Origin of the sequence: Bifidobacterium sp. ESL0769 (assembly GCF_029395495.1) — a bacterium.
Lineage (GTDB): Bacteria > Actinomycetota > Actinomycetes > Actinomycetales > Bifidobacteriaceae > Bifidobacterium.
The window spans coordinates 1,281,200-1,293,751 of sequence record NZ_CP113918.1 but is presented as its reverse complement, the minus strand read 5'-3'; the positions used below and the strand labels follow the sequence as shown (position 1 = coordinate 1,293,751).

9 protein-coding genes are annotated in these 12,552 nt (G+C 57.5%); 7 read left to right on the top strand and 2 right to left on the bottom strand.

Annotated features, from left to right (window positions below):
• Nucleotides 1–60: 60 nt before the first annotated feature.
• The 5 genes from argB to OZX72_RS05280 all read left to right on the top strand — a co-directional run bounded on the left by argB (nt 61) and on the right by OZX72_RS05280 (nt 5,692).
• Nucleotides 61–1,029 carry an acetylglutamate kinase gene (gene argB / locus OZX72_RS05300; protein ID WP_277157643.1) on the top strand — a complete coding sequence of 323 codons (969 nt, stop codon included), beginning with the start codon at nt 61–63 and terminating at the stop codon, nt 1,027–1,029.
• Between the two features lie 135 nt (nt 1,030–1,164).
• Nucleotides 1,165–2,493, top strand: coding sequence for an acetylornithine transaminase (locus OZX72_RS05295; RefSeq protein WP_277157641.1), 1,329 nt, complete (start codon nt 1,165–1,167; stop codon nt 2,491–2,493).
• A gap of 249 nt (nt 2,494–2,742) precedes the next feature.
• Nucleotides 2,743–3,708 carry an ornithine carbamoyltransferase gene (gene argF / locus OZX72_RS05290; protein WP_277157639.1) on the top strand — a complete coding sequence of 322 codons (966 nt, stop codon included), beginning with the start codon at nt 2,743–2,745 and terminating at the stop codon, nt 3,706–3,708.
• On the top strand, nt 3,705–4,313 hold the full coding sequence (gene argR / locus OZX72_RS05285; protein WP_277157638.1) for an arginine repressor: 609 nt from the start codon (nt 3,705–3,707) through the stop codon (nt 4,311–4,313). The genes argF and argR overlap by 4 nt, the downstream gene beginning before the upstream one ends.
• 140 nt (nt 4,314–4,453) lie before the next feature.
• A complete protein-coding gene (locus tag OZX72_RS05280; protein WP_277157636.1) occupies nt 4,454–5,692 on the top strand; it encodes an argininosuccinate synthase in 1,239 nt (412 codons plus the stop codon).
• Between the two features lie 227 nt (nt 5,693–5,919).
• Here the strand turns inward: OZX72_RS05280 and OZX72_RS05275 are convergent, their stop codons facing one another.
• Nucleotides 5,920–7,365 (bottom strand): hypothetical protein, encoded by a 1,446-nt coding sequence (locus OZX72_RS05275; RefSeq protein WP_277157635.1) that lies wholly within the window; start codon nt 7,363–7,365, stop codon nt 5,920–5,922.
• A complete protein-coding gene (locus OZX72_RS05270) occupies nt 7,362–9,551 on the bottom strand; it encodes a BspA family leucine-rich repeat surface protein (protein WP_277157634.1) in 2,190 nt (729 codons plus the stop codon). The genes OZX72_RS05275 and OZX72_RS05270 overlap by 4 nt, the downstream gene beginning before the upstream one ends.
• Before the next feature lie 525 nt (nt 9,552–10,076).
• Between OZX72_RS05270 and argH the strand changes: the two genes are divergently transcribed.
• Together argH and OZX72_RS05260 are read left to right on the top strand one after the other, a co-directional pair.
• Nucleotides 10,077–11,561: an argininosuccinate lyase gene (gene argH, locus OZX72_RS05265; RefSeq protein ID WP_277157633.1), complete on the top strand. Its 1,485-nt coding sequence runs from the start codon at nt 10,077–10,079 to the stop codon at nt 11,559–11,561.
• Between the two features lie 67 nt (nt 11,562–11,628).
• A complete protein-coding gene (locus tag OZX72_RS05260) occupies nt 11,629–12,378 on the top strand; it encodes a GDSL-type esterase/lipase family protein (RefSeq protein ID WP_277157631.1) in 750 nt (249 codons plus the stop codon).
• Nucleotides 12,379–12,552 lie beyond the last annotated feature (174 nt).

Sequence of the window (12,552 nt, the reverse complement as noted above, 5' to 3'; positions counted from 1 at the left end):
TTTATTTTCTTCCGAGGAAAAGTGCACGACTTGTACTTGATAGAAAAGATTGGGGAGAGAATGGCAAGCAATCAGATCGCTGCGAAAACGGGAACGGATGCCACCAGTGCGGATTTTGATGTGCATCATGACTTGAAGGACGAACAGAAGGCCGAGGTACTGATCGAAGCGTTGCCGTGGCTCGAGGAATTCGCAGGCCAACGCATTGTCGTCAAATACGGCGGCAACGCGATGGTCGACGAACACCTGAAACGCTGCTTTGCGCAGGATATGGTCTTTCTGCGTCAGGTCGGCATGCATCCGATTGTCGTCCACGGTGGCGGCCCGCAAATCTCCAGCATGCTCAAAGACCTCGGCATCCATTCGGAATTCAAGGCAGGTCTGCGCGTCACCACGCCGGAAATCATGAAGGTTGTGCGGATGATCCTGACCGGTTCCGTCTCGCGCGAACTCATTGGGCTCATCAACGCCCACGGCCCGCATGCCGTCGGACTTTCCGGCGAGGACGGGTCGCTATTCGGTGCGAAACGCTATCGCCCAGTTATCGATGGTGTGGAAACCGACATTGGATTGGTCGGAGAGGTCACGGAAGTCAATCCTTCGGCGGTGGAAAGCCTTATCGAGCAGAACCGGATTCCCGTGGTCTCCTCGATTGCCCCAAATGCTGACGATCCCACGCAGGTTTTCAATGTCAATGCGGATTCTGCCGCTGCCGCACTTGCCGTGGCTTTGCACGCCCGAAAGCTTGTTATCCTCACCGATGTGGATGGCCTTTACGCCGATTGGCCCGACAAGAATTCGCTGATCAGTTCCATCGGAGTCGACCGTTTGCGCAAGGTTTTGCCGAAATTGCAAAGTGGCATGGTACCGAAGATGCGCGCCTGTGTGCGTGCGCTGGACGGCGGGGTGCCGCGGGCGCATATCATCGACGGCCGCCAGCCCCATTCGATCCTTAACGAGGTATTCACCAGCGCCGGCATTGGCACCATGGTTGTGCCCGGCGACGGCATGAAGCTGCGACGAGAATAGAAAATACCTTGCGCCATCGCAATTTCGTGATGAAAGATATTGGTGGATTTAATGAAAGTCAATGACATTTCCATATCGTAGTAATACAAAATCAAACTTCGAAAGTGCAACATAATGAACAACGACAATCACCATATGCTGAATTCTCAAGATGCAAACAAAGTTGCCAGCGGCGGCGCAACGACGTCAATCGGCCCGCAAAGTGAGCAGTGGATCAACCAATACGAAAACGTACACACCCACGCCTTTGGCACTCCGCTGAGGGTGATGGACCACGGCAAGGGCATGCATGTATGGGACGTGGACGGTAATGAATATCTCGATTTTCTTGCGGGCATCGCCGTCAATTCGCTTGGGTATGCGCATCCAAAATGGGTCAAGGCGGTAAGCGAGCAGGCCGGGAAAGTCGCGCATATCAGCAATTATTTCGCTTCCGTTCCACAGATCAAGCTGGCCGAAAAGCTGTTGGAGATTTCCGGCGCGCCTGAAGGGTCTCGCGTCTATTTCGGAAATTCCGGAGCAGAAGGCAACGAGTCTGCGATGAAAATGGCCAAGCTTTACGGCAAGACGCTACCCGGTTCAGACCCCGAGCAAGGCGGCGCACCTGCCCGAATCCTCGCTCTGACCAAGGGGTTCCACGGGCGCACGATGGGTGCTTTGAGCGCGACGTGGAAACTTTCCATCCGCGAGCCTTACAACCCGCTGCTTCCGGCGGTTCAATTCGTGGAAGCCGGCGACCTTGACGCCATGCAGGCTGCGTTTGATCAGACCGGCAAAGACGGCGTTGGCCCGGTGGCAGGCGTGATGCTTGAACTTATCCAGGGCGAGGCCGGCGTGCGACCGCTCGACCCGGAGTATGTCAAAGGTGTTCGCAAACTGTGCGACCAGCATCATGCGCTGATGATTATCGACGAAGTGCAAACAGGAATCGGCCGTACCGGCAAATGGTTCGCCTTCCAGCGCGACGACCTTTCCGGCGGCATCACCCCCGACATCATTACCTTCGCCAAAGGTGTGGCCGGCGGTTTCCCGATGGGTGGGATGATCGCGTTCGGCAAACCGCTGGCATCACTGTTCTCGCCCGGACTCCACGGTTCGACCTTCGCCGGCGGCCCGCTGGCGACTACAGCCGGATTGACGACTCTGCAGGTCATCGAGGAAGACGGGCTGGTGGCCAACGCCGAAGCCCGGGGCCAGCAGTTGCGCGAAGCCATCATGGCTTGCGGCAACCCGCTGTTCGTTTCGGTTCGCGGGCGCGGCCTGCTCAACGCCATCCAGCTCGCGCATCCGTGTGCGCACGCGGCCATGAACTGGGCGCTCGACCATGGGCTGATCGTCAATGCGGTGGCTCCGGACGCTTTGCGCCTTGCCCCTCCACTCATTGTCAACAGTGCTGACGTTGACGAGGCTGTATCGATTCTCGCTCAAATCCCCGCAGACCTTCCGGATGACTCTCTTAGCTGATTCTACTGGGTCTTTTACGACGCAGAATTGTGTTTGTGCGTCGCATTTGTTCTGGTTGCGGTGACTACTGGGTCTTTTGTGACGTAAAATCCCGTTTTTGCGTCGCATTCGTTCTGTTAGTGGCGTTTACTTCGCTTTTTGCGACGCCGAATCAGTCTGTAGCATATATACCAATATGTGGATAGAAAATGTAATATTTCAGTTTTATGCGGTATATTTTAATAGTCAAATCAGTAAAAGGAGATGGTTATGGCAGGTCAACTTCGGCATATGCTCCGTGATGATGATGTCAACCACGACGAGCAGAAGGAAATTCTGGAACTGGGTATGAAGTTCTGGAAAGACCGCTATTACCGTCGCCCGTTTGAGGGGCCTCAGGGTGTCGCGGTGATTTTCGACAAGCCCAGCACCCGCACGCGTTCCAGCTTCTCGGTGGGCGTCGCCGAACTTGGCGGCTATCCGTTGGTCATCGACAAGTCGGGCTCTCAGCTCGGCCGCGGTGAACCTGTGGCGGATACGGCACGCGTACTCACACGGATGACCAGTGCCATCGTCTGGCGTACCTTCGGCCAGGATCGCGTGGAGACGATGGCGAAATATGCCACCGTTCCCGTCGTCAACGCCCTGACCGACCAGTTCCATCCTTGCCAGATCCTCGCCGATTTCCTCACCATCGCTCAGCATCGCGGGGGAGTCGACGCGCTTGCCGGCCAGACCATCGCCTACTTGGGCGACGCGGCCAACAACATGTCGAACTCCTATCTGCTCGGAGGCGCGACCGCAGGCATGAACGTGCGTGTGGCGGGCCCGCAAGGTTTCCTTCCCGACCCGCAGATCGTTGAGGATGCCAAACGAATAGCAGCGCAGACCGGCGGTTCGATTTTGGTGACCACCGATCCGCGTGAGGCCGTGGCCGACGCCGATTGCATCTTCACCGACACCTGGGTTTCGATGGGCGAGGAAAGCGAGTACGCCGTGCGCTCCAAGCCGTTCTGGGATTATCAGGTCAACGACGAGCTGATGAAACTCGCCAAGCCCGATGCGCTGTTCCAGCATTGTCTGCCGGCCTACCGCGGCAAGGAAGTCACTTCAAGCGTCATCGATGGCCCGCAATCGGTGGTCTGGGAAGAGGCCGAAAACCGACTTCATGCGCAGAAGGCTTTGCTGACTTGGCTGATTGGAACATTGCGAGACGACAAGGAAATGCTCAAATGAACGATACTGAAGGTAGTCATATTACGGCCGATATCAAGCGTGATTCGGCCGCTTCCGCAGTCAATTTGCAAGATAAGGAACAAGTCGGGGAGACCAAGCTCCAGCATCCGACTAACCGAACGGCCAGGCTCAGCGTAATCCAGGAGATTCTTTCCAACGCCGTGGTCTCCTCGCAGGGTCAGCTCCTTGGTCTGCTTGCCAAACGCGGCATCGAGGTAACCCAGGCTACGCTCAGCCGTGATCTGGACGAGATGAAAGCGGTCAAAACGCGGCTGAAAACCGGCGAAATGGCTTATACGCTGGGTGTCGAGCCCGAATTCGACGACGTTACGGCCGAGAAAATCGATCAGCAGCTTTCACGCGGTCTTTCGGGATTGATTACTTCCGCGGCGGCCGCACGCAATCTGGTCATCGTCCACACGCCTTCCGGCGCGGCTCAATACATGGCCAGCGTCATCGATAAGCAGCCGATTGACGGGATTTTGGGAACGGTCGCCGGTGACGATACGGTGCTTCTGGTCTGCGATGACGACGAAGCCGCCGCCGGACGCGTGCAATGGCTGCTTGACATTGTTTCGCGGGGTCAAGGTACCGCAAGAAATTAGAGAATAACGATTCGATAGAAAAAGTATTGATATTTTCTCTCGAGTGCTGTCTCATAGTTTGGACACAGTAGCATTCTGATTGAATATTTATACGAAACCGTGTATATATAATTGTATAAAGCTTTGAAGAAAGGGCTGTCATGAGCGATAAGAACCGCATTGTACTCGCATATTCCGGAGGTCTCGATACCTCCGTGGCCATTCCGTACTTGAAGGAGCGCACCGGCAAGGACGTCGTCGCCGTTTCATTGGACGTCGGTCAGGGCGGCGAAAGCCTTGAAACCATCCGTCAGCGTGCGTTGGCTTGCGGTGCCGTCGAGGCGTATGTCGTCGATGCTCGCGAGGAATTCGCCAAGGAATACTGCATGCTGGCGCTCAAGGCCAACGCCAAGTACGAAGGCGTCTATCCGCTGGTTTCCGCCATTTCCCGTCCTTTGATCTCAAAGCACCTCGTGCGTGCCGCCCACCAGTTCGGTGCCGATACCATTTCGCACGGTTGCACCGGCAAGGGCAACGACCAGGTGCGCTTCGAGGTCTCCATCGCCTCGATCGACCCGAACCTGAAGGCCATCAGCCCGATTCGCGACCTTTCGCTGACCCGCGATGTCGAGATTCAGTTTGCCAAGGATCACAAGCTGCCGATCACCCAGACCGAAAAGAGCCCGTATTCCATCGACCAGAACGTCTGGGGCCGTGCCATTGAAACCGGCTTCCTCGAGGATCCGTGGAACGGCCCGACCAAGGACTGCTATACCTACACCGACGATCCGGCGTTCCCGCCGGTCGAGGACGAGGTCGTCATCGAATTCAAGCAGGGTGTGCCCGTCAAGATTGACGGCAAGGATGTCACTCCGCTGCAGGCCATTGAAGAGATGAACCGCCGCGCCGGGGCTCAGGGCATCGGCCGCATCGACATTATTGAAGATCGTCTGGTCGGTATCAAGTCCCGTGAGCTCTACGAAGCTCCCGGCGCCGTGGCGCTCATCGCAGCGCACGAAGAGCTTGAAAACTGCTGCCTCGAACGTGAACAGCATCGTATCAAGCGCGACATCGACAAGCGCTGGGCCGAACTGGTCTACGACGCACAGTGGTTCTCGCCCGCGGTTCGTTCGCTCAATGCCTTCATCGAAGACACGCAGCGCTACGTCTCCGGCGAGATTCGCATGGTCATGCACGGAGGACGCGCCGTGGTCACCGGTCGTCGCAGCGACTCTTCGCTCTACGACTACAAGCTCGCCACCTACGATTCCGGCGACACCTATGACCAGAACGCCTCCAACGGATTCATCTCGATTTACGGCCTGCCCGACAAGGTCGCCGCCGCCCGCGATGTCAAATTCGGCAACGGCATCGAGGTGCCGGACAACTCAGTTGAGTGATTCCACCGAATAATACAATCGACTAAAAAACACAATCTCGCTATGGGAAGCAATAGCTCCTCATAGCGAGATTGTGTTTATGAATCACGCAAAGTAATCAACCGCAAAGTATGTGGGTGCCAGCGCGTGGGTTTGTTGTTGGTTGTGTTGGTTAGCGCGCTGACACCCGGTTGGGGTTCCCGTCTTGACCTAGCTAATGATATCCGAGTCAGAACGGGAAGTGTTGTTTAGTGGCGCCGCCAGTCTCGGCTGCTTATGGCAGTCCGCTGCTTTTGGTCGTGAAGCCACTTGGTCGCGATGAGCATGATGCCAATGGCGAGCAAGAGTAGGAACATTCGCCATCTTGGCCCGCCGGTGAAGGGAAGTGCATGCGCATACAGGCCTTGGATAAGAACGCTCGTCTCGGTGGTTGCGCTGGTGACGACGCTACCCGCTGTCCGCCACGGGTCGCTGGTGGTCAGCGTGGCGCTGAGATCGTAGTGTCCTTTCCGCGGTATATCGGCTTGTGGGATGATGTGAGTGGACTGGTGAGTGGTGTTCCCATCCCAGGTGCCTGCGCCTACGGTATCGTCCCAGCAGCTCTGCGTGCCGCCGGCCGTGAGTTGGATGCAATAGTGGATTTTGTCGCCCATCGCCATTGGTTTGCTTGTGGCTGTCAGCGAGACGGTGTTGTCTCCGTTTCTGGAGGCGCTGATGGATGGCGCCGCAACCGTGTGCCATATAGCATAGAGGGTGGTGGATTTTCCAGCGATGGTGGTGCCGGCCAGCGTTTTGCCTGGGTTATACGTCGCGTCGGGATTGGAAGCGGCGGCATTTTCCGCCCATCCGGTGAACACGTCGTGTGGCCCCTTGGTAGGGATGGAGCTGGTGGAGATGGCCGTCACCGTGTGACCGCTCGTGCTGTCGGCGAACGCGGTGAAGCCTGTAGGAGCGCCGGTGCCGCCATTCGCGTTGAACTCCACTTTGGCGTATGGCAGATAGCCTGTTTGTGTTACGCTTCCGCCGGAGACGGTGTTGTGGGTGTTTGGATCAGTCACGTTCGTTGAAGAGGCCGTCAACGAGTATTGTGCTCCTGGATTAGGTTGCAAACCAACAACTGATTCCCCGGTTACTGTGCATGTGCCGTTGCTACAGTCCCATTCGTGGTTGAGACCGCTGGTGAGCTTGGACGCGTCGGTGGCTGTCACATCGAAGGTGGTGTCGCCATTGGAAGCCACATGAGTCTTGGGCGTGCTGATGCGGGGGGTGATGGCCCGCCACTGGGCGTGCACAACCATGACGCGCCGGGGCGAATACTCACCCTGCCTCAAAGTGATGGCTTGCCTCTGCGCGACGGTGTTGCCCTGGTCGTCGGTCCACTTGTCGAACAGGCTATGGGGCTTGTTGGTGCGCAGCACTTCGGCTTGGGGCACGGTGAGCGTCTTCGGCCCGGTGCTGGTGTCGACGATGATGGGCATGGTCTCGGTGGTGCCCCCGTTCGGATCGACTTCGAGGATGAGGCCGGGCAGGGTCCTGTCGACATAGATGCCCTCCGGATTCGAGGAAGTGGAGACGCGTGCAGCCAAAGCCGCAGTGTTGGGGAACTCCTCGGCCACCGTTGCATCTGTACCCGGCCCGCTGAGCCTGTCCCATGTGATCGACGGCGATACCACGGCGAATGCGTCGGTTGTCAACTTGGTTTTTTGCCGAGCTCTAGCATCCGCAACCCATTCGGCAGCATCTGGTTGTAGCCGGCGCCGGTGGTGATGGACTGGAAGCCCCAGCCGGACAGGTCGAGGGTGGTGAGGCCGGTGTCGCCGTAGAACATGTAGCCCATGGTGGTGACCCGGCTGGTGTCCCAGCCGGACAGGTCCAGGGTGGTCAGGGCGGTGTCGTTGTAGAACATGTTGGCCATCTCGGTGGTGTGGCTGGTGTCGAAGCCGGTGAGGTTGATGGCCGTGAGCTTCGGGTCGTTGTAGAACATGCTGGTCATGCTGACGCCGGTGTCGGGCCCGTTGCGGGCCCAGGTGTTCAGCCCGGTGATGGTCTCGAGCTTCGCGTTGCCTTGGAACATGCCGTACATGTCGGCGACGCGGCCGGTGTCCCACCCGGACACGTCCACGCTGGTCAGGTTCGGGAAGCTGGAGAGCCAGTTGCGCATGCTGGTCACGGTGCCGGTGTTCCAGGTGGACAGGTCCAGGCTCTTCAGGTTCGCAATCGTCCTGAGGGCGGCCAGGCCGGTGGAGAACCCGCCGGTCCACCCCGCCGTCCTCACCGCCGTCAGGAGGGGAGTGCTCTGGAACATGTAGTCTGTGTTGGTGACGGCCTGGAAGCCCCAGCCGGAGAGGTTGAGGGTGGTCAGGACGGTGTCGCCCTGGAACATGTAGCTCATGTTGCGGACTTTGCTGGTGTCCCAGCCGGAGAGGTTGAGGGTGGTCAGGCCGGTGTCGTTGTAGAACATCTGGTTCATGTCGGTGGCGTGGCCGGTGTCCCAGCCGGAGAGGTTGAGGGTGGTCAGGCCGGTGTCGTTCTGGAACATGAGGCTCATGTCGGTGGCGTGGCCGGTGTCGAAGCCGGTGAGGTTGACGGCCGTGAGCTTCGGGTTGTTGGCGAGCATGCCGAACATGTTGACGCCGGAGGCGGGCCCGTTGCTGGTCCAGGTGTTCAGCCCGGTGATGGTCTCGAGCTTCGGGTTGTTGTTGAACAGGGTGTACATGTCGGCGGTTTTGCTGGTGTCCCACCCGGACACGTCCACGCTGGTCAGGTTCGGGAAGCTGGAGAGCCAGTTGCGCATGCTGGTCACGGTGCCGGTGTTCCAGGTGGACAGGTCCAGGCTCTTCAGGTTCGCAATCGTCCTGAGGGCGGCCAGGCCGGTGGAGAACCCGCCGGTCCACCCCGCCGTCCTCACCGCCGTCAGGAGGGGAGTGCTCTGGAACATGTAGTCTGTGTTGGTGACGGCCTGGAAGCCCCAGCCGGAGAGGTTGAGGGTGGTCAGGACGGTGTCGCCCTGGAACATGTAGCTCATGTTGCGGACTTTGCTGGTGTCCCAGCCGGAGAGGTTGAGGGTGGTCAGGCCGGTGTCGTTGTAGAACATCTGGTTCATGTCGGTGGCGTGGCCGGTGTCCCAGCCGGAGAGGTTGAGGGTGGTCAGGCCGGTGTCGTTCTGGAACATGAGGCTCATGTCGGTGGCGTGGCCGGTGTCGAAGCCGGTGAGGTTGACGGCCGTGAGCTTCGGGTTGTTGGCGAGCATGCCGAACATGTTGACGCCGGAGGCGGGCCCGTTGCTGGTCCAGGTGTTCAGCCCGGTGATGGTCTCGAGCTTCGGGTTGTTGTTGAACAGGGTGTACATGTCGGCGGTTTTGCTGGTGTCCCACCCGGACACGTCCACGCTCTGCAGCAGAGGGTTGCTGGCGAACATGTTGGTCATGCTGCCGACGAGGGTCGCCTTGCCGTTTGTTGCTGTGGTGATGCTGGCGAGATTGGGCCAGGACTGGAATGCGCCGGGGGTTCTGATGGTGACGGTGCCGTTGACGGCGACTGTGGTGGCGTTGTTGATGACGGTGCTGCCGAAGGCGTTCTGGCTGGTGGTCGAGTTGGTGTCGCCAGCTCCTATGGTTAGCTTGCAGTCACTGTCTAATGTCCAAGGAGCAGTGCCCCATGAGCCGCTGTTTGGTGTGCATGAAGACTGTGGACCTACTACAGGTTGTTCTCGTGTGAGTGGGGAAGATGTCTGGTTGTTCTGACGGTTGCCTGCTGCTTGAGGGGTTGGTACTGCGTTTGATTGATCGGCTGAATTGATGTAACGACTGATGTCCGGTTTGCCAGTACCTAAGGTTTGCTTGACCGGATGTATGGATTGCGTTCGTGGGGTGTTGCTCACGTGGTGATGGTCACGAAGCGAATGATTATGATTGGAAGCGACTGTGCTGGAAGTGTTTTGTTGATTAGATACTAACGAATGGATAAGTCTCGCGGGGGGGGGGTAGAAGTTATGGTCATTGCAATACATATCATATATGTTGCAATACTTTCGAAAACACCCATACCAAATCCTCTCCTTCGAATGCGGCAATACAAATTACTAGCGATATGTCGCAATACATGACTCTTGTTGTCCGTAACTTTAGTCATACACGTTGGACAAAGCGTTATGCAGAGCGTAGATACGATGTATGTAAAATGAGGTAAATCCTTGTTTTAAATCCAATTTGAAACTAGCTAACACAGCAGAATTAGTAAAAATATCGTATTTAACAGCGCTTCTTGTAACAGCCTATGTTTATACCCTTTTGATTGAGTGATTTGCTCAGGGAACGGGCAGGCTACAATCTAAAGCGGGAATGTGCAGCGTGTCTTGGGCGTGTCTCACAGGAAAACGAACCAGCGGATTGAAGGGAAACGAATCATGAAGCAACAAGGGAAGAATGACGAACATCTGGCGCTGTGGGGCGGGCGGTTTAAGTCCGGGCCTTCGCGGGAGCTGGCTCGGCTCTCCAAGTCGACACAGTTTGATTGGCGGCTGGCCGATGACGATATCGCCGGGTCTCGGGCGCATGCTCGGGCGCTTGGGAAGGCTGGGTTGCTGAGCGACGATGAGCTGAAGCGGATGGAAGACGCGCTCAACAAGTTGCAGAAGCTCGTGGATTCGGGGGAGTTTGCTCCTGTCGAGGACGATGAGGACGAAGCCACCGCGTTGGAGCGTGGGTTGCTCGAGATCGCAGGAGACGAGCTCGGTGGCAAGCTTCGTGCTGGACGTTCGCGCAACGACCAGATTGCCTGCCTTATCCGCATGTGGCTGCGTCGTCATGCGCGTACGGTCGCCGGTTTGGTGCTTGGTGTTGTTGACGCGTTGATCGGTCAGGCCGAGAAGGCCGGGGAAGCGGTGATGCCCGGGCGCACACACATGCAGCATGCTCAGCCAGTTTTGCTCGCCCACCAGCTGATGGCTCACGTCTGGCCGTTGCTGCGTGACGTTGACAGGCTTGCCGATTGGGACAAGCGTATGGACGAGAGCCCTTACGGTTCAGGCGCGTTGGCCGGTAATACACTTGGTCTCGATCCTGAAGCCGTGGCTCATGAACTCGGCTTCTCGCGAGTGACCGCCAACTCAATCGATGGTACCGCAAGCCGGGATTTGGTCGCGGAGTTCTCGTTTATTGCCGCGATGATTGGCGTCGACCTGAGCCGCTTGAGCGAAGAAATCATCATCTGGAACACGCAGGAATTCGCTTTCGTCCGTCTCGATGACGCCTATTCCACCGGCTCCTCAATCATGCCGCAGAAGAAGAACCCGGACATTGCCGAGCTCACCCGCGGCAAATCCGGCAGGCTTATCGGCGACTTGACCGGTTTGATGGCCACGCTCAAAGGCTTGCCTACGGCCTACGCCCGCGACCTCCAGGAAGACAAGGAAGCCGTATTCGACCAGGTCGACACGCTCGAAACCCTGCTGCCTGCGTTCGCCGGCATGGTGCGTACGATGGTCTTTGATCTCGACAGGCTCAAGGCCCAGGCGCCTACCGGTTTCGCGCTGGCCACCGACATCGCCGAATGGCTGGTCAAGCAGGGTGTTCCGTTCCGCCACGCCCATGAGCTTTCCGGTGCCTGCGTTCAACTTGCCGAGGGTCACGGCGTTGAGCTCTGGGATCTGAGCGATGATGATTTTGTCACCGTTTTCAAGGATTTCCTACCCGCAGACGTCGCGCCGCAAGTCCGTAAAGTGCTCTCTGTTGAGGGATCGGTCGACCAGCGCGACGGCAAAGGCGGGACTGCTCCCGTCCGCGTACGTGAACAAATCGCCGAAGCCAAGCAAGTGGCCGCAAAAGCCCAAGAATTCGCCGATTCGGTCAGTGATGGCCCAGCCTACGTGAAACCAGACGCATTGCGGTGATTTTTCGGCATTGCCTTGAGTACGATGACATGTTGAAAGCACGACAACACGAAAGGTGTGAGTAGGCATGACGTTGGGTATCGGGACTCCATTGGCGGCAATCGAGGCGATTCGGGCGAAGCATACGATTCATCTCGCCGAGGCGCCTGGTGGGGACTCGTTCGGTGTGAAGAAATTTGAGCGGAATACCGATGAAAACGTTGCGCCTCTGACCATGTGCGCGATAGGTGACTCCATGGTGGCCGCCTGCGGTACACAAGACCAGCAGGAGGGCCTCATCCCAGACCTGGCGCAAGGATTTGCGCAAGCATTCAGGCGTGACGTTCGCTGGGAAGCTCACGGCAAACTCGGTGCCACCATGCGTCGCGTCCGCTACCGCCTGCTTCCCGAAGTGCGCAAAAGCGGAAAGAAGTTCGATATCCTGGTGATTTGTGCAGGTTCCAACGACATCATGGCCAATCGGACGCTTGACGAATGGCGAGCCGACCTTTCCGCCGTCCTTGACGAAGCCAAATCGTTAAGCGATCATATCGTCGTCCTGAGCCCCGGCCAGATGCAGCACGAGCCGTCATTGGGCAAGGCGCTGCGCCGTGCACTCGAACACGAGATGGACGAGCAGGCTGAGGTCAGTAAGGTTGTCTGCGCCGAGCATCATGCCAGGTACGTCGATATGATTCATGAAAACGTGCACGCCGACGCTCCCGATTTCTTCTCACCCGACCATTTCCATCCCAGTGCAAAAGGCTACAGCTATATGGTCGATGGTGTGATTGCCAAGCTCGGAACCACGTTCGTGCAGGACCTTGCGGCCGCATAACGTTAGGCTCGTCTTTCGTGTATTTAATACCGACATAAGTTATCGTAAAATGCTATTGATTTTGTGATAACCAATACAATAACGAGACAAGTCCAAATTCCGCACCAAGTTTGATATTGCTGTGTCGCCGTCATCTGCGAAAATAGACTGGTTCAGGAGTCGTTCGGCTCCGGT

Excerpts from the sequence above, each read along its gene's own strand:
- argF (WP_277157639.1), top strand. The coding sequence starts at position 2,743 with ATGGCAGGTCAACTTCGGCATATGCTCCGTGATGATGATGTCAACCAC.
- argB (WP_277157643.1), top strand. The coding sequence starts at position 61 with ATGGCAAGCAATCAGATCGCTGCGAAAACGGGAACGGATGCCACCAGT.
- argR (WP_277157638.1), top strand. The coding sequence starts at position 3,705 with ATGAACGATACTGAAGGTAGTCATATTACGGCCGATATCAAGCGTGAT.
- OZX72_RS05295 (WP_277157641.1), top strand. The coding sequence starts at position 1,165 with ATGCTGAATTCTCAAGATGCAAACAAAGTTGCCAGCGGCGGCGCAACG.
- argH (WP_277157633.1), top strand. The coding sequence starts at position 10,077 with ATGAAGCAACAAGGGAAGAATGACGAACATCTGGCGCTGTGGGGCGGG.
- OZX72_RS05260 (WP_277157631.1), top strand. The coding sequence starts at position 11,629 with ATGACGTTGGGTATCGGGACTCCATTGGCGGCAATCGAGGCGATTCGG.
- OZX72_RS05280 (WP_277157636.1), top strand. The coding sequence starts at position 4,454 with ATGAGCGATAAGAACCGCATTGTACTCGCATATTCCGGAGGTCTCGAT.